We start from the raw sequence: 14,716 nt of genomic DNA, 5'->3' as shown, positions 1-14,716 counted from the left end.
GCTCAGCCCCGCTTCGAGAAGGTGATGGGCTCCTCGACGTAGGGGCCCCACGCCTCGCGGAGCTCCTCCGGAATGCGCTGGGGCCTGCCCGTCGCGGCGGTGACCAGCACCAGAGTGGTGGCCGCCTTCGTGAAGAGCACCCGCGGGACGACGCCGGCGGGCGAGTAGAGCTCGTAGCAGACCTCGAGGCTCGCCCCGCCGATCCGCCCGATCCACAGCTCCACGTCGATCGGCGCGCGCATGTACGGGATCGGCGCGAGGTACTCGATCTCCTGCCGGGCGATGAGGCTGATCGACTCGGCGCCCGGCCGTGCGTCGAGCACCGCCGTCGCCATCCCGCCGGGCTGCGGCGAGTCCGGCTTCCAGAACGCCTGGATGCGCGCCTCCTCGAGCAGGCGCAGCATCTCGGCGTTGTTCACGTGCGCGTAGGCGTCGAAGTCCGACCAGCGCAGCGGGATGGCGACGTGCAGGCGCATCAGTCGCGGGTGAGCTTGCGGTACGCGGAGCGGTGCGGCTTCGCCGCGTCCGGGCCGAGGCGCTCGATCTTGTTCTCCTCGTACGCCTCGAAGTTGCCCTCGAACCAGTACCAGTTGGCCGGATCCTCCTCGGTGCCCTCGTAGGCGAGGATGTGGGTCGCGATGCGGTCGAGGAACCACCGGTCGTGCGTGATCACCACGGCACAGCCCGGGAACTCGAGGAGCGCGTTCTCGAGGCTGCCCAGGGTCTCGACGTCCAGGTCGTTGGTGGGCTCGTCGAGCAGGAGCAGGTTGCCGCCCTGCTTGAGCGTCAGCGCGAGGTTGAGGCGGTTCCGCTCGCCACCGGAGAGGACGCCGGCCTTCTTCTGCTGGTCCGGGCCCTTGAAGCCGAACTGCGAGACGTAGGCGCGGGAGGGGATCTCGGTCTTCCCGACGGTGATGTAGTCGTGCCCGTCGGAGACGACCTCCCACAGATTCTTCTGCGGGTCGATGCCGCCGCGGCTCTGGTCGACGTAGGAGATGTCGACCGTCTCGCCGATCTTCAGGTCGCCCGAGTCGAGCGGCTCGAAGCCGACGATCGTCTTGAAGAGCGTGGTCTTGCCGACGCCGTTCGGGCCGATGACGCCGACGATGCCGTTGCGGGGCAGCGTGAAGCTGAGGTCGTCGATGAGGACGCGCTCGCCGAACTGCTTGTGCAGCTTCTTCGCGTCGATGACCTGGGAGCCCAGACGGGGGCCCACCGGGATGACGATCTCCTCGAAGTCGAGCACGCGCGTCTTCTCGGCCTCGGCCGCCATCTCCTCGTAGCGCGCCAGGCGCGCCTTCGACTTGGCCTGACGGCCCTTGGCGTTGCTGCGCACCCAGTCGAGCTCGGTGGTGAGCCGCTTGGCGAGCTTGGCGTCCTTCTTGCCCTGGACCTCCAGGCGGGCGCTCTTCTTCTCGAGGTACGTCGAGTAGTTGCCCTCGTAGGGGTAGAGGTGTCCGCGATCGACCTCGGCGATCCACTCCGCGACGTTGTCGAGGAAGTACCGGTCGTGGGTGACGGCGAGCACGGCGCCGGGGTACTTCGAGAGGAACTGCTCGAGCCAGAGCACGCTCTCGGCGTCGAGGTGGTTGGTGGGCTCGTCGAGCAGCAGCAGGTCGGGCTTCTGCAGGAGGAGCTTGGTGAGCGCCACGCGGCGCTTCTCGCCACCCGAGAGGTTGGTGACGAGGGAGTCGCCCGGCGGGGTGCGCAGCGCGTCCATCGCCTGCTCCAGCTGCGAGTCCAGGTCCCAGGCGTCGGCGGCGTCGATCGCCTCCTGCAGGGTCCCCATCTCGGCGAGGAGACTGTCGAAGTCGGCGTCCGGGTCGGCCATCGCGAGGGAGATCTCGTTGAAGCGGTCGATCTTGCCCTTGATCTCGCCCACGCCCTCCTGGACGTTCTCGAGCACCGTCTTGGTCTCGTCGAGCTCGGGCTCCTGCATCAGGATGCCGACGGTGTAGCCCGGGCTGAGCCGCGCCTCGCCGTTGCTCGGCGTGTCGAGCCCCGCCATGATCTTCAGGATCGTCGACTTGCCGGCGCCGTTGGGCCCGACCACGCCGATCTTCGCTCCCGGCAGGAACGACATGGTGACGTCGTCCAGGATCAGCTTGTCGCCGACCGCCTTCCGCGCGCGCACCATCGAGTAGATGTATTCAGCCATGCCCAGTCCTCAAGTCCGTCGGTCTGCGCGGAGTCGGGTCGCCCGCCGGTCCCCTGCTCCGCGCGGAGGCGCTGACGGAGGCTCGGACCGGGGCGGGACGCCGGGCCCCGGCCGACGCGGAGCGCAGGCCGCGGGACCGTCCGCACCAGTCGAGGATAACGGGAACTCGCCGGTCCGCGTCGGAGGGAGCGCCTGAACGCGGACCGCCCTCCGCTCCGGCCGGGCCGGTGGGGAGGGCGGATCGCGTCAGCGGACGACGGTGCGGATCAGCTGCAGGGCGTCAGGCGCTCCACCGCCTCGGACAGCGTGTCCGTGCTGCCGAGCAGGATCACCTGCGTCGCCTTGGACGCGGTGATGTCGTCGAGGACCGCCCGGGGCACGCAGGTGGGCTGGACCGCGAAGAGCGGGCTCCCGGTGTAGCCCGCCGCCGTGGCTCCGGCCAGGGCGTCGGGGAACTTCTCACCGGTCGCGAGGTAGACGGTCTTCGCCGAGGTGAAGGCCGCCTTGTTCAGCTTCTCCGAGGTGTCGTACCGGTCGGTCCCGCCGATGCGGGTGATCATCGGGCCCGTGATCGAGCGCTCGATGCCGGCGCTGACCGAGAGCGAGGAGCCCGCGATCGTCAAGCTACTGACCTTGAGGCCGCTGATGATCTGCTGGGTGAGGGGGTCCACCGTGGAGCCGGTTCCGTTGGTCAGCACCACCGGAGCGCGATTCGCGCCGGCCGCAGCGCTGGCGCTCAGGGCGTCGGGGAACTTCTCGCCCGTGGCCAGCCAGGCCATCGAGGAGCCGCCCCTGAAGGCGTCCTGGAGGATCAGCTTCGAGGTGTCGTAGCGGTCGACTCCGCCGATGCGTGTGGTCTTTCCCTTCGGCGCATACGCGGCCAGGTCGCTGTAGACCTGGCTGCCGACGCTGAGCTCGGAGCCCACGACGACGATCTTCGCGGGCTTGAGACGCGTCAGCTCGGTGCGGACGACCTGGCTCATCGAGTCGCGGTCGACCAGGAGCAGCGGCCCGCCCGCCTTGGCCGCGGCGGGTCCGGCGCTGAGCGCGTCCGGGAAGTTCTGCCCGGTGGCGACGTAGACGACGGGGACGTTCGCCGGGAAGGTGCGCTTGGACACCTCGACCGCGGTGCCCTGACGGTCGGTGCCCGAGATGCGCGAGACGACCGGCGAGCCGGCGGGCGGGGCCGTCGGCGTTGCGGTCGGCGTGGGCGTGACCGGAGGAGTGGTCGGGGTCGGCGTGACCGGCGGGGTGGTCGCGGTGGCCGTCGGGGTCGGCGTGACCGGCGGGGTGGTGGCTGCGCTTCCCGTGACGCGGACTGCGGCGTCCGACGTGATGGTCGCTCCGCGGGGCTGGTCCACCCTGCCGTTGCTGACGCCGGTGACCTGGACCAGGCTGCTGGCGCGGTCCTTGTAGGCGTCGTAGGCGCTCGAGGGGATCGTCACGGTGACCGCGGACCGTCTGCTGTTCGTACTCACCTGGGCGGGGATCCGCTCGGTCCTGCTGGGACCGACATAGGCGGCGAGCCCCTGGAGGTCGTAGAAGTCGTCCCGGTTGGACTCGAGGACGACGGTGTCGCCGCCCTTCACGTCCGGCACCTCAGCGGCGTTGCTGTAGGCGAAGTAGGCGGCGCTGCGCTGGAGCGTCTGCGCGGTCCCGCTGAGGTCGACCCCGCCGACGCCGCCGCTGCCGGAGGCTCCGGCGACGGAGAGAGTGGCCGACGTGGTCAGCTCGTAGCCGCTGTCGACCGGCTGGCCGATCGGCTCCCGGGGGTTCTTGATCGGCTGCTTCTGCGCCGTGATCTGGAGGGCGACGGTTCCACTACCGAACGAGGCGAGGGGCTGCTTCAGGTCGATGCGGAAGCTACGGCTCCCGGACGCGAGCTTCGCCGACCCGGCGAGGTCGTAGTCACCGATCGCCCAGTTGTAGGTCGTGAACGCCGGATAGGAACCCGTCGGCCGAGCGGAGTCGGAGAGCGTGACGTCGAGACCGGTGACGTCGCCCGCGACGGGACTGATCTGGGCGGCCGAGAACGTCTCGGTGGTCGACCAGTTGTATGGACTCGTCAGCGCGACCATCCGGCTCACCGCGGCGGCAGCCGCTCCGGCTCCTGTCGTCACTCCGAGGACGACGGCTGCCGTGCTCGCGACCGCGATGGCGGCGCGCCTCCACCTCGCTCGCGTCGTCGTCTGCGGTCGGGATGTGGTCATGGCGAGTTCCCCCTCGTCGTGGTCCTCGTGCCGAGCACTCCCGTCGGCACGTCCGTCGCGGTGCCCGCGCTGGGGCACACGTGTCGGTCAGGGCAGCCTAACCGTGCTGAGCGGCGTCCCGGGGAGGGGAGGGCGCCGCCGACCACCGGGATCGTCGACCGGTCCGCTCGCACGAGGCTGTCCTCCTGCTCGGATCCGCACCGGTCGGAGGGGTCCTGCAGGAGCGACGGGCGAACACAGGGCGCTCTCGGACTCGACGGGCGAGGGGCCTTGTCGAGGATCCTTCCGTCCTTTCCGACCCCGACCGGGGCTCATGGTGGAGCGGTTCCCGGTCGAGGCCGGCGCGTCAGCCCTGGATCGGGACGGTCCGGCCGACCAGGCAGGCGCCGGTCGCGATCGGTGCCGCGATCACCGCCCGCACCCCGCCGCTCTTCGGGCCGTACTGGCCGATGAGGCACGACTCCCCGAGCTTGACGGAGACCTGCACCGAGTCCGCGTCGAGTCCGACCGAGGTCTCGTCCGCTGTCAGCTGCATCGACTCGCGGGAGAACCCCGCCGCGACGAGCGCGTCGACCACGCTGGAGCCGCTCACCTTCGGATCGGGCTCGGCCGCCGCGCGAAGGGTCTGCTCGAACACGGGGAGGTTCTGCTCCGTCGTCCCGCCCGGCACGAAGGCGACGGGTGCGGCGGACTCCGCCGGTGCCGGCGCCTCGGCCGCGGAGGAGGACACCACGGGATCCGGTGCCGACGGCGACGTGCAACCGGAGAGGCAGACGGCGAGACCGCCGAGCACGAGCGCGATGCGGGCCGCTCGGTTCCGTGTCACGCCCGGCTCCTCCCGACCGGGACGGCTCTCGCTCCGGTCCCCCGGATCAGAACGGGGTCTCCCCGGATCCTACCGAGAGACCGGGAGCGCCTCCGCCGACGCCCGCCGCCACCGGCGGCTCGGGCACGGCATCACCGCGGTCATGGCCCGACGCGCCCCAGTCCCCCGCCGCGGCGCCCTCGCGCGGCGCCTCCTCGCTCCACGCGGGCTCGGCGGCAGGGGCGGGAGCAGAGGCGCGCCCGACGGTCTTCGTGAAGCTGCTGGTCCCCCAGGCGAGGTCGTGCCCGATGCCCTCGGCCGTGAGGACCACATCCGTACCGGCCTTGCCTCCCGCCTCCCAGGCCCTCACCCCGAGCCGCCCGGTGACGAGGATCCGGTCGCCGCGCGACAGGGAGGACAGCGCGTTGCCGGCCAGGCCGTTGAACGCGGTGACGGTGTACCAGTTGGTCGAGACGTCGACCCAGCGCTGCTCCGAGCGGTCGTAGCGCCGCTGCGTCGAGGCGAGCCGGAAGCTGGTCATCGCGGTGCCGCTGGAGGTATCGATGCTCCGGGGCTCGGTGCCGATGGTCCCGATGACGGTCAGCGTGTCGGTCATGGTCGTGTCCTCTCTACTCCTGCCCCGCCACGGCTGCGACGGGCACGGCGCCCGGGCGGAGGGGGCTGGTACCGCTCGGGCGCCGCAGTGCCAGTGTCGCGACGAAGGGCCCGCCTCCGAGGTGGAGGCGGGCCCTTCTGGGGAGAGGACGAGCGGATCGTCCCCTGTGGAGGAGCGTTACGACGCGGTGATGTACCTCGAGTAGGACTTGCGGATCTTGTTCACCTTGGGCAGTGCGACCGCCATGCAGTAGCCCTGGCCCGGGTTCTTCGCGAAGAAGTCCTGGTGGTAGTCCTCGGCGGGGTAGTAGACGCCCAGCGGCGAGATTTCAGTGACGATCGGGCCGTCCCACCACTCGGACGCACGGTCGCGCGCGGTCTCGAACAGCTCCTTCTCCTCGTCGGAGGAGTAGAACATCGCCGAGCGGTACTGCGTGCCGACGTCGTTGCCCTGGCGGTTCAGCTGTCGCGGGTCGTGCAGGGTGAAGAAGACGTCGAGGACGACCTGCTCGGGGATGACCTCGGGATCGAAGGTGACGGCGACGGCCTCGGCGTGGCCGGTGCGCCCGGAGCAGACGTCCTCGTAGTCGGGCTCGGTCGTGCGGCCGCCGGTGTAGCCGGAGACGACGTCGGTCACGCCGTCGAGGACGCGGTAGACGGCGTCCAGACACCAGAAGCATCCTCCGGCGAGTACGAATGTGCGCATAGCGTGTGACTCACTTCCTGTCGCGTCGACGCGTCCGGGGTGCCGGAGGCGTCAGTCGGTCCAACACGCTCACCGCCCCCTGCATTCCGCGGATCCGCCCCCTGCAATAGAGTCGCGGCGTGAGCTACGACGCCGCCCCCGCCCGCTACGACCGCATGGACTACCGACGCACCGGACGGAGCGGCCTGCTGCTGCCCGCCCTGTCGCTGGGCCTCTGGCACAACTTCGGATCCGACCGCTCCCTCGACACGCAGCGCGCGATCCTCCGCCGCGCGTTCGACCTGGGCGTCACCCACTTCGACCTCGCGAACAACTACGGACCGCCCTACGGCGCCGCCGAGACGGCCTTCGGCCGCATCCTCGCGGAGGACCTCCGCCCGTACCGCGACGAGATCGTCATCTCGTCCAAGGCCGGATACGACATGTGGCCCGGCCCGTACGGGGACGGCGGCTCGCGCAAGTACCTGCTCTCCTCGCTCGACCAGAGCCTGCAGCGGATCGGCGTCGACTACGTGGACGTCTTCTACTCGCACCGGCCGGACCCGGAGACTCCGATCGAGGAGACCATGGGCGCTCTCGTCTCGGCGGTGGAGTCGGGCAAGGCGCTCTACGCCGGCATCTCGAACTACTCGCCCGAGCAGACCCGGGCCGCGCAGGCGGCACTGGCGGGCAGCGGAGTGCCGCTCCTCCTGCACCAGCCCCGCTACTCGCTCTTCGACCGCGGACCCGAGGACGGCCTCTTCCCCGTGCTCGACGAGCTCGGCACCGGCTGCATCGTCTTCTCGCCGCTGGCGCAGGGGCTCCTGACGGACCGCTACCTCGACGGTACCGTGCCGGAGGGGTCCCGTGCGGCGACGTCGCGCTTCCTCTCCTCCGACCGGATCGACGAGGCGTACCTGACGCGCGCCCGCGGCCTGAACGCGATCGCGCAGCAGCGCGGCCAGTCGCTGGCCCAGCTCGCCCTGAGCTGGGTGCTCCGGGTGCCCACCGTCACGAGCGCCATCATCGGAGCGTCGAGCGTCGCGCAGCTCGAGCAGAACGTCGCCGCGCTGGACGCCGGCCCCCTCTCGCAGGAGGAGATCGACGCGATCGAGGAGTTCGCGGTGCACGGCACGACCCTGCGCTGACGCCCCGGCGGGGATGTCGGTGGTCGGCCGTAGTCTGCGACAGCACTCGGCCGGTGGGTGCTCCGAGACTCGAGCAGGAGGAACCGATGTCCCTGTCCACGCTGCACGCCACCCGCACCCCGCCGACGCTCACCCGGGTCAACGCCCGGCTGTGGCGCGTGAGCACCGGCTCGGGCGCCGTGGTCGGTCACATCGAGCTGGTCGAGGATCCGCTCGGCGAGCGGTACCGCGCCCGGCTGCTGCGGGCGGGCATGCCCGCCGGCGCCGAGCTCGGCGAGTTCTGGAGCGTCGACGACGCGATCGAGGTCTTCCGCGTCGCCTGACGCGCCGATCCGCCCGGTCGGCGGCGTGCCGACCGGGCCGCGGCGACCGCCCCGGATAGCGTTCGCCCCATGCAGTGGTGGAACGAGTTCATGTCCTGGATCCGCACGAGCGACGGGCACCAGGCGGTCTTCACGGCCGCTGTGGTCCTGCTGGCCGTGGTGGTCGGAGCGATCGTGATCGCCTCCGTCTTCCGAGCGTCCATCGCGCGCCTCATCCGTCAGCAGGATCACGAGCGGAAGAACGCGGTCATCGCGACGCTCGTCGACGCCGCGGTCGACGCCTCGGCCTGGAACGTCCTCAGCAGCCCGGAGCGCGTCCTCAGCGACCGCGCGTCCGCGCAGGCCGAGACGCACCTGCGCCTCCTGCCCGTCAAGGGCTCCGGAGTCGCGGCCAACTGGGCCGCTCACGAGCTCGCCGAGCTGAAGCACACGTCGAGCACCGGCGGCTACCAGACGCAGGCGAGCGTGGGCGAGTTCCGTGACCGCCTCGTGCAGTGGCGGGACAAGCCCGGGCGCGCCCGGAAGGCCTTCCTCGCCGACCTCGAGCGCTGGCGCTTCTCGGAGACGGGTCGAGACCGCTCCGCCGAGTCCGCTCCGTCGTCCGATCGGGCCGCGAGCACCGCCGAGGCCGCTCCCCAGCGCACCGCTCCCCCGGCCGCCGCACCGACCGCCGTCGCACCGGTCGTCGTCGGCGCGGGCTCCGCCTCCGGCTCTGCAGCCCCGCAGACGCCCACGATCGTCCTCCCCGCGTCGGCCGGGGACGCCTCGCAGGAGGAGACCCGCCGCCTGCTCGCCGACGTCGACCGCCTGGAGGTGCCGTCGCGCGAGCGTTTCGTGGAGGAGCTGCCGCCCGTCGACCCGCAGCGCTCGGCTCCTGCCGCCCAGCCGCAGCCGGACGCGGAGCACGACGCGACGCCGTCGGCTCCGGCCGACGGAGACCGCGACGGCGTGCCGGCCGACGACGAGGCGGTCGTCCGGGCGGACGAGGCCCGGTTCGAGCGGTCCGCCTCGGACGACGACCGAGGCCAGGAGCGCAGCTCGGTCTGAGTGCTCCCGACTACGAGAAGAAGGCCCCGATCGCGAATGCGATCGGGGCCTTCTCCGTGGTGCGGGCGGTGCGTGTACTGACTAGCTGTGTGCATCACGTGCACGGGCGACTCGGCCGACCAGTACGGCGAGGGGCGCCGCGACGATCGTCCACGCGACGGCGATTCCACCGAGGATGGCGAGGAGCAGCATGGTCGTACCTCCGTTCGTTACGTCGTTGTAATTCCGGACACCCCAAGACTAGGTGCCTGAATGACACTCAAACGACTTCGGGTGGGAAACACGCCGGTGTTGCCTCCGATTTGCCGGTGTGTTACTAGTGGAGCGACCGCGAGTCCTCGTCCGAGGGTCACCGGAGCGGAGGAAAACCCCGTGGGTGCCGGGCGTCACTCCTCGGAGGAGCGCAGCGCCGCCCGAGGAGAGGCCGCGACGCGGTCGAAGGACGGGCGCGAGGCGTCGACGCTGATCCGCACGCCACCGGGACAAGACTAGGGACGGCGACCGGCGCGCTCCCGATCCGATGGTGCCCCCGGCAGGAATCGAACCTGCGACCAAGAGATTAGAAGGCTCCTGCTCTATCCGCTGAGCTACGGGGGCGGACTCCGACCACGATACCGAAGCACAGAGGCCGCGCCCGCCGGGGCCTAGGCGCCCCGGACGAGTCCCAGCACTCCCACGACGAGGGAGACCACGGCGAGGGCGAGCGACACGCCGATGAGCACCGTGTGCACGCGGAGGAAGGTCGTCGCGCGGCCGTCCGCGTCGCGCGCCCGCGGGTCCTTGCGGACGCGGCGGAGGAAGGGCGGCCAGACGATCGCGTTCCACACGGCGTTGACGATGAGGAGGCAGCAGGCGAGCGTGATCACGAGGGTCCAGTGTAGGAGGAGCGAGGCGGCCGGACCGGGTGTCGGCGGCCGCCGATAGACTGCCCCGCATGAGTAGCGCCCCCGACCGTCTTGTCTGGATCGACTGCGAGATGACGGGGCTCGACCTCTCCGTCGACGAGCTCGTCGAGATCGCCGTCGTCGTCACCGACTTCGAGTTGAACCCGCTCGACGAGGGGCTCTCCCTCGTCATCCGGCCCGACGCGACCGCGCTCGAGAACATGGGCGACTTCGTCCGGTCGATGCACGAGACCTCCGGGCTACTGGTCGAGATCCCCTCCGGCGTCAGCGTCGCGGAGGCCGAGTACGAGGTGCTGGAGTACGTGCTGAAGCACGTCCCGGCGGAGCAGCAGGCCCCCCTCGCCGGCAACTCGATCGGCACCGACCGCGCCTTCCTCGCGAAGTTCATGCCGCGTCTCGACGGCCACCTGCACTACCGCAACGTCGACGTCAGCACGATCAAGGAGCTGGCACGGCGGTGGTTCCCGCGCATCTACTTCAACGCGCCCAAGAAGCACGGCGGACACCGCGCTCTCGCCGACATCCTCGAGAGCATCCGAGAGCTGCAGTACTACCGCCGTGCCGTGTTCGTGGAGCAGCCGGGGCCGAGCACCGCCGAGGTGCAGGCCGTGTCGGCCGCCGTCGTGGACGAGTTCGCCTCGCGGATGTAGTACTCTCGTACAGTTGCTTCGGCGGGTCACCCCGCCGGAACACGCTCCTGGTGGGTATAGCTCAGTTGGCAGAGCGCCTGGTTGTGGTCTAGGAGGTCGCGGGTTCGAGCCCCGTTACTCACCCCAGTGGCTGTGCATGCAGCGGAAGAGGCCCGGAGTTCCGACTCCGGGCCTCTTCGCACATCCGGCGACCGGCAGCGATCGCCGACGCAGAGAGGTCCCGGATGCTCGAGCTGGACGAGGACGCCTTCGAAGCCCTGGTGATCTCCGAGCTCGACGCGCTCCCGGACGACATGGTCGACGGGCTCGACAACGTCGTGTTCGTCGTGGAGGACCGGCCCGAGGACGGGACCCTGGATCTGCTCGGCTACTACGACGGCGTCGCCCTCACCGAGCGCGAGCGCTACGGCTTCGGCGAGATGCCCGACCGCATCGTGCTGTTCCGCGAGCCGCACCTCGCCGCGTGCGACGATCTGGACGCGCTGCGCGACGAGATCCACGTCACGCTCGTCCACGAGATCGCCCACTTCTACGGCATCGACGACGACCGGCTGCACGAGCTCGGCTGGGCCTGATCACCGCCGAGGGCGAGCCTCTCACCGGCATCCGCGCGTCGCAGCGCTCGGAGTGGACCCCTCAGCCGCGCACCGCTCCCCCGCCGCCCGTGTCCAGCACGAGGTCGGCGTTCTCCCGGGGCCGCTCCCGAGCGCAGTAGGAGCGGAAGTCGCGGTCCCAGGCGTCCCAGTGCGGAGCGAAGAGCTCGCCGTCGCGCTCGAGCGCGCGCACGCGCCGCACCTCGTCGTCGGCCTCGAGCCAGACCACCAGATCGGCGTGGCGGCGCGCGGCGGCGCCGGCCGATCCGCAGCCCTCGAGCACGAGAAGCGGCTCGCGGACGACGCGGCGCCCGGCCGTCGTCCCCGCGGCCCAGTTCCAGGGCCGCCAGCGCGCCGCGAGGCCGAGGCCGTGGGGGCGGACGAGCGTCGCGGCCGTCTCCCGCGACGCCCGGTCCAGGCCCGTCCAGCCGGGGTAGAGGTCGTCCATCCGCACGAGCGCGACCGACGATGCCGCCGGCGCGAGACGGAGCTGCTCGACCAGCGCGCGCGCGAACGTCGACTTGCCGGAGCCGCTCGGTCCGTCCAGCAGCACCGTCCGACGACGCCGCGCGATCACGGAGCGGGCGAGGTCGCCCGCCGTCCGATCCGTCAGCGGCAGGATCCGCTCAGCCATGCAGGACGAAGCTCCAGGAGCCGGTGACGACGGCGGCGGTCACGGCGACGGCAGCGATCAGCGCTCCGCCCGCGAGCAGCAGGAGGTCGCCGGCTCCGAGGCGCGACTGCCGCGCCCAGGTGCGCGGGACGCCGGAGCCGAAGCCCTTCGCCTCCATCGCCGTCGCGAGCCTGCTCCCCCGCCGGATGGCCAGCACGAGCAGCGAGAACGTGCGGGCCGCGAGGCTGCGGAGCGCCTCGACGGGCCCGCGGCCGTCGGCGACCCCGCGGGCGCGGCGGGCCATCGACAGGGTGCGCCAGTCGTCGACGAGCAGACCGACGAGCCGCATGCCGGCGAGAGCGCCGAGCACGAAGCGCGAGGGCAGTCGCAGGATCTGCGCGAGGCCGTCCGCCAGGTCGGTCGGGTCGGTGGTGGCGATGAGGACCACGCTCGGCAGTCCGATCGCCAGGACGCGCAGCGCGATGGCCAGCCCGAGGGCGACGGATCCCTCCGTGACCGAGACGATGAGGAACTCCGCGTAGACGGCGCCGCTGTCACGCCCGTAGAGGACAGTCGAGAGGCCGGCGAGCGGAGCCGCGATCCAGACGGGAGCCGTCCGCCGCACGAGCTCACCCGCCCGGAGCCCTGCGAAGGGCAGAACCAGCAGCTCGAGCGCCAGCGCCGTCGCCGCGGAGACCGCATCGACCGTGAGGAGGAGCGCGAACGCGATGACCAGGCTGGCGAGGAGCTTGGCGACCGGGTTGGCCCGGGCGATCCGGCTGCGCGCGGGAACGGAGTCGAGGAGCGTCATCCCGACACCGCCTCGCGGGCGCCGAGGGTGACGACCGAGTCGGCGAGGGCGGCGACCAGCGCCTCGTCGTGGGTGACGGCGAGCACCGCCGTGCCCGCGTCGCGCTGCTCGGCGAGGAGGTCGACGAGCACCTCCCAGGTCAGGCGGTCCTGCCCGAACGTCGGCTCGTCGAGGACGAGCACGGACGGCGACCGGGTGAGGGCGGACGCGACGGCCAGGCGCCGCTTCTCGCCTCCGGAGAGGGTGAACGGATTGGCGTCGGCGAGGTGCGCGAGGCCGAGGCGCTCCAGGAGCTCCTCCGCCGGATGCCGCTCCGCCTCGTCGCGGGCGCCCAGCGCGAGCTCGGCGCGCACGCGAGCGGTGAGGAACTGGTGCTCCGGCTCCTGGAACACCATCGCGATCCGTCCGGCGAGCTGAGCCGAGGTCCAGCGGATCGGCTCCGGGCCCGCACCGGCGCGGAGCGACTCAGAGGCGGTCACCCGCCCCGCGACCGGCGGCAGGAGACCGGCCAGCGTGAGCGCGAGGGTCGACTTCCCCGCGCCGTTGGGTCCCAGCACGGCCGTGGCCCGCGCGGAGTCGACGGCGAGCTCGAGCCCCGAGGCCACGATGGTCGAGCGGCGGCGCCCGAGGACGGGCCGGCCGATGGCGAGGTCGTGCGCGCTCAGGGCGGCGGGCGAGGGCAGCACGCTCGCCCCGCGCCGGGCGGGGGTGTCACCGGGCAGCCAGACGCCGGAGGCGCGGAGCACGTCGTGCGTTCGATCGAGGACCTCGACTGGAGCGCCGTCGGCGACGACCGCGCCGTCCCGCCCGAGCACCACGACCCGGTCGACGAGGCCGACCCACACGTCGACCCGGTGCTCGACGACGATCAGCGTCGCCCCCGTGCGGGCGGCCGTGCGCTCCACCGCCGCCCGCACCTCGCGTACACCGTCCGGATCGAGGTTGGCGGTGGGCTCGTCGAGGAGCAGGAGCCGCGGACGCATGGCGAGCACGCCCGCCAGGGCGAGCCTCTGCTTCTGCCCGCCCGAGAGCGCCGAGGTGGAGTGGTTTAACGGGACGTCGAGACCGACGTCGCCGAGCGCCTCCCGAACCCGCGCGGGGATCTCCTCGCGCGGCACGCCGAGGTTCTCGCAGGCGAACGCGACGTCGTCGCCGACCCGCGCCAGGACCGCCTGAGTGTCCGGATCCTGCAGCACGAGCCCCGCGACACCGCGCCGGGTGAGCGGCGCGGCTCCGTCGATCTCGAGCTCGCCCGCCGCGGAGCCGTCCTCCTCCCCGCCGAGGACGCCGGCCAGGGCGTGCAGCAGCGTGCTCTTTCCCGCGCCGGAGGGGCCGAGGAGCAGCACGCGCTCCCCCGGCTCCAGCGCGAGATCGAGGCCGGAGAGGGCGTCGCGGGAGCGTCCCGCGTGCCGCCAGCTCCAGCCCCGCGCCCGGACGGAGGCGCCGCTCATCGAGCGCCCGCGCCGGCTCCCTCGACCGTCCGGCCCTCGCGCCCGGAGGCGAAGCGGTCCAGCGCTCCCGAGGCCGCGAGCCCCCGCACCGCGAACCAGGACAGCAGCCCGGCCAGGAGCGCGCCCGAGACGATCGAGGAGGCGACGTAGACGGTCTTGAAGAGCGCGTCGTTGACGGCGTAGTACGACAGCAGGTCGTTGATCGCGAGGGCCAGCCCGGCACCGGCACCGGCCAGCATCGCGACGAGCGGACGGCCGCTGCGGTAGAGGAAGAGCGCCAGGACGATCTCCGCGCCGAGTCCCTGCACGAGTCCGGAGATCAGCACGGTGAAGCCCCACTGGGTGCCGATCAGAGCCGACACGGCCGCGGCGACCAGCTCGGTGTAGAGCGCGGCTCCGGGCTTGCGGATGATCAGGCCGCCGAGGACGCCGGCGAAGAGCCAGCCGCCGCCGAGGAGCCCGCCGAGCCCGGGCAGGAACTCGAAGGCGAGGCCGAGGACGTTCGTCGCCAGGCCCCAGGCCCAGAAGACGATCCCGCTCGCGACGGCGACGACGCTCGCCACCACGATGTCGACGACCCGCCAGCGCAGATCGCGCCGGGCCGGGGCGGAGGAGGTGAGGTTCTGCGCGTTCGTGTTCTGCGCGTTCGTGTTCTGCGCGTTCGTGTTCTGCGCGTTCGTGTTCTGCGCGTTCGTGTTCTGC

The 14,716-nt window shown here is 71.8% G+C and carries 16 protein-coding genes and 2 tRNA genes; 6 read left to right on the top strand and 12 right to left on the bottom strand.

What is annotated here, in order from left to right:
• Window positions 1-2 precede the first annotated feature (2 nt).
• The 6 genes from C5D66_RS00940 to msrA all read right to left on the bottom strand — a co-directional run bounded on the left by C5D66_RS00940 (window position 3) and on the right by msrA (window position 6,494).
• Entirely contained in the window at window positions 3-476 is a 474-nt protein-coding gene (locus C5D66_RS00940; RefSeq protein WP_104223707.1) for a thioesterase family protein, read from the bottom strand.
• Entirely contained in the window at window positions 476-2,158 is a 1,683-nt protein-coding gene (ettA, locus tag C5D66_RS00935) for an energy-dependent translational throttle protein EttA (protein ID WP_104223708.1), read from the bottom strand. Before ettA ends, C5D66_RS00940 begins: the two co-directional genes overlap by 1 nt.
• 266 nt (window positions 2,159-2,424) lie before the next feature.
• Window positions 2,425-4,368 (bottom strand): cell wall-binding repeat-containing protein, encoded by a 1,944-nt coding sequence (locus C5D66_RS00930; protein WP_146083134.1) that lies wholly within the window; start codon window positions 4,366-4,368, stop codon window positions 2,425-2,427.
• A 346-nt stretch (window positions 4,369-4,714) separates the two neighbouring features.
• Window positions 4,715-5,194 carry a DUF6993 domain-containing protein gene (locus C5D66_RS00925; RefSeq protein WP_104254933.1) on the bottom strand — a complete coding sequence of 160 codons (480 nt, stop codon included), beginning with the start codon at window positions 5,192-5,194 and terminating at the stop codon, window positions 4,715-4,717.
• A gap of 46 nt (window positions 5,195-5,240) precedes the next feature.
• Complete coding sequence (locus tag C5D66_RS00920) at window positions 5,241-5,789, bottom strand: single-stranded DNA-binding protein (protein ID WP_104274010.1); 549 nt, start codon at window positions 5,787-5,789, stop codon at window positions 5,241-5,243.
• 177 nt (window positions 5,790-5,966) lie between these two features.
• On the bottom strand, window positions 5,967-6,494 hold the full coding sequence (gene msrA, locus C5D66_RS00915) for a peptide-methionine (S)-S-oxide reductase MsrA (protein ID WP_104223713.1): 528 nt from the start codon (window positions 6,492-6,494) through the stop codon (window positions 5,967-5,969).
• Window positions 6,495-6,613: 119 nt separating this feature from the next.
• Here msrA and C5D66_RS00910 point away from each other — a divergent pair, with 119 nt between their 5' ends.
• The 3 genes from C5D66_RS00910 (at window position 6,614) to C5D66_RS00900 (ending at window position 8,991) form a co-directional block, all read left to right on the top strand.
• Window positions 6,614-7,621 carry an aldo/keto reductase gene (locus C5D66_RS00910; RefSeq protein ID WP_104223714.1) on the top strand — a complete coding sequence of 336 codons (1,008 nt, stop codon included), beginning with the start codon at window positions 6,614-6,616 and terminating at the stop codon, window positions 7,619-7,621.
• An 86-nt stretch (window positions 7,622-7,707) separates the two neighbouring features.
• Complete coding sequence (locus C5D66_RS00905) at window positions 7,708-7,944, top strand: hypothetical protein (protein ID WP_104223715.1); 237 nt, start codon at window positions 7,708-7,710, stop codon at window positions 7,942-7,944.
• A 69-nt stretch (window positions 7,945-8,013) separates the two neighbouring features.
• Window positions 8,014-8,991, top strand: a complete 978-nt coding sequence (locus tag C5D66_RS00900) for a hypothetical protein (protein ID WP_104254935.1) — start codon at window positions 8,014-8,016, stop codon at window positions 8,989-8,991.
• A 521-nt stretch (window positions 8,992-9,512) separates the two neighbouring features.
• Here C5D66_RS00900 and C5D66_RS00895 read toward each other — a convergent pair.
• Window positions 9,513-9,588 (bottom strand) — tRNA-Arg (locus tag C5D66_RS00895).
• A gap of 47 nt (window positions 9,589-9,635) precedes the next feature.
• Window positions 9,636-9,857 (bottom strand): SCO4848 family membrane protein, encoded by a 222-nt coding sequence (locus C5D66_RS00890; RefSeq protein WP_104223717.1) that lies wholly within the window; start codon window positions 9,855-9,857, stop codon window positions 9,636-9,638.
• 68 nt (window positions 9,858-9,925) lie between these two features.
• Here C5D66_RS00890 and orn point away from each other — a divergent pair, with 68 nt between their 5' ends.
• From orn to C5D66_RS00875, 3 genes are all read left to right on the top strand, one after another.
• The gene (gene orn, locus C5D66_RS00885; protein ID WP_104223718.1) at window positions 9,926-10,546 is read left to right on the top strand and encodes an oligoribonuclease; all 621 of its coding nucleotides are present in this window, start codon (window positions 9,926-9,928) and stop codon (window positions 10,544-10,546) included.
• Window positions 10,547-10,596: 50 nt separating this feature from the next.
• Window positions 10,597-10,672, top strand: a tRNA-His gene (locus tag C5D66_RS00880).
• A gap of 98 nt (window positions 10,673-10,770) precedes the next feature.
• On the top strand, window positions 10,771-11,121 hold the full coding sequence (locus C5D66_RS00875) for a metallopeptidase family protein (RefSeq protein WP_104223719.1): 351 nt from the start codon (window positions 10,771-10,773) through the stop codon (window positions 11,119-11,121).
• A gap of 61 nt (window positions 11,122-11,182) precedes the next feature.
• On the opposite strand, the gene C5D66_RS00870 is transcribed toward C5D66_RS00875, so the two are convergent.
• The 4 genes from C5D66_RS00870 to C5D66_RS00855 are packed head-to-tail and all read right to left on the bottom strand — an operon-like array spanning window position 11,183 to window position 14,604.
• Entirely contained in the window at window positions 11,183-11,773 is a 591-nt protein-coding gene (locus tag C5D66_RS00870) for an AAA family ATPase (protein ID WP_258061292.1), read from the bottom strand.
• A complete protein-coding gene (locus C5D66_RS00865) occupies window positions 11,766-12,563 on the bottom strand; it encodes an energy-coupling factor transporter transmembrane protein EcfT (RefSeq protein ID WP_104254936.1) in 798 nt (265 codons plus the stop codon). The genes C5D66_RS00870 and C5D66_RS00865 overlap by 8 nt, the downstream gene beginning before the upstream one ends.
• A complete protein-coding gene (locus C5D66_RS00860; RefSeq protein WP_104254937.1) occupies window positions 12,560-14,014 on the bottom strand; it encodes an ABC transporter ATP-binding protein in 1,455 nt (484 codons plus the stop codon). Before C5D66_RS00860 ends, C5D66_RS00865 begins: the two co-directional genes overlap by 4 nt.
• Window positions 14,011-14,604: an ECF transporter S component gene (locus tag C5D66_RS00855; protein ID WP_104247316.1), complete on the bottom strand. Its 594-nt coding sequence runs from the start codon at window positions 14,602-14,604 to the stop codon at window positions 14,011-14,013. The genes C5D66_RS00860 and C5D66_RS00855 overlap by 4 nt, the downstream gene beginning before the upstream one ends.
• Between the last annotated feature and the right edge of the window lie 112 nt (window positions 14,605-14,716).

It is taken from the genome of Rathayibacter sp. AY1B4, assembly GCF_002932815.1.
GTDB lineage: Bacteria > Actinomycetota > Actinomycetes > Actinomycetales > Microbacteriaceae > Rathayibacter.
The sequence above is the reverse complement of the archived record's forward strand: the minus strand, read 5'-3'. Positions and strand labels throughout refer to the sequence as shown.

Excerpts from the sequence above, each read along its gene's own strand:
- msrA (WP_104223713.1), bottom strand. The coding sequence starts at position 6,494 with ATGCGCACATTCGTACTCGCCGGAGGATGCTTCTGGTGTCTGGACGCC.
- C5D66_RS00930 (WP_146083134.1), bottom strand. The coding sequence starts at position 4,368 with ATGACCACATCCCGACCGCAGACGACGACGCGAGCGAGGTGGAGGCGC.
- orn (WP_104223718.1), top strand. The coding sequence starts at position 9,926 with ATGAGTAGCGCCCCCGACCGTCTTGTCTGGATCGACTGCGAGATGACG.
- C5D66_RS00905 (WP_104223715.1), top strand. The coding sequence starts at position 7,708 with ATGTCCCTGTCCACGCTGCACGCCACCCGCACCCCGCCGACGCTCACC.
- C5D66_RS00865 (WP_104254936.1), bottom strand. The coding sequence starts at position 12,563 with ATGACGCTCCTCGACTCCGTTCCCGCGCGCAGCCGGATCGCCCGGGCC.
- C5D66_RS00875 (WP_104223719.1), top strand. The coding sequence starts at position 10,771 with ATGCTCGAGCTGGACGAGGACGCCTTCGAAGCCCTGGTGATCTCCGAG.
- C5D66_RS00940 (WP_104223707.1), bottom strand. The coding sequence starts at position 476 with ATGCGCCTGCACGTCGCCATCCCGCTGCGCTGGTCGGACTTCGACGCC.
- C5D66_RS00860 (WP_104254937.1), bottom strand. The coding sequence starts at position 14,014 with ATGAGCGGCGCCTCCGTCCGGGCGCGGGGCTGGAGCTGGCGGCACGCG.
- C5D66_RS00900 (WP_104254935.1), top strand. The coding sequence starts at position 8,014 with ATGCAGTGGTGGAACGAGTTCATGTCCTGGATCCGCACGAGCGACGGG.
- C5D66_RS00870 (WP_258061292.1), bottom strand. The coding sequence starts at position 11,773 with ATGGCTGAGCGGATCCTGCCGCTGACGGATCGGACGGCGGGCGACCTC.
- ettA (WP_104223708.1), bottom strand. The coding sequence starts at position 2,158 with ATGGCTGAATACATCTACTCGATGGTGCGCGCGCGGAAGGCGGTCGGC.
- C5D66_RS00920 (WP_104274010.1), bottom strand. The coding sequence starts at position 5,789 with ATGACCGACACGCTGACCGTCATCGGGACCATCGGCACCGAGCCCCGG.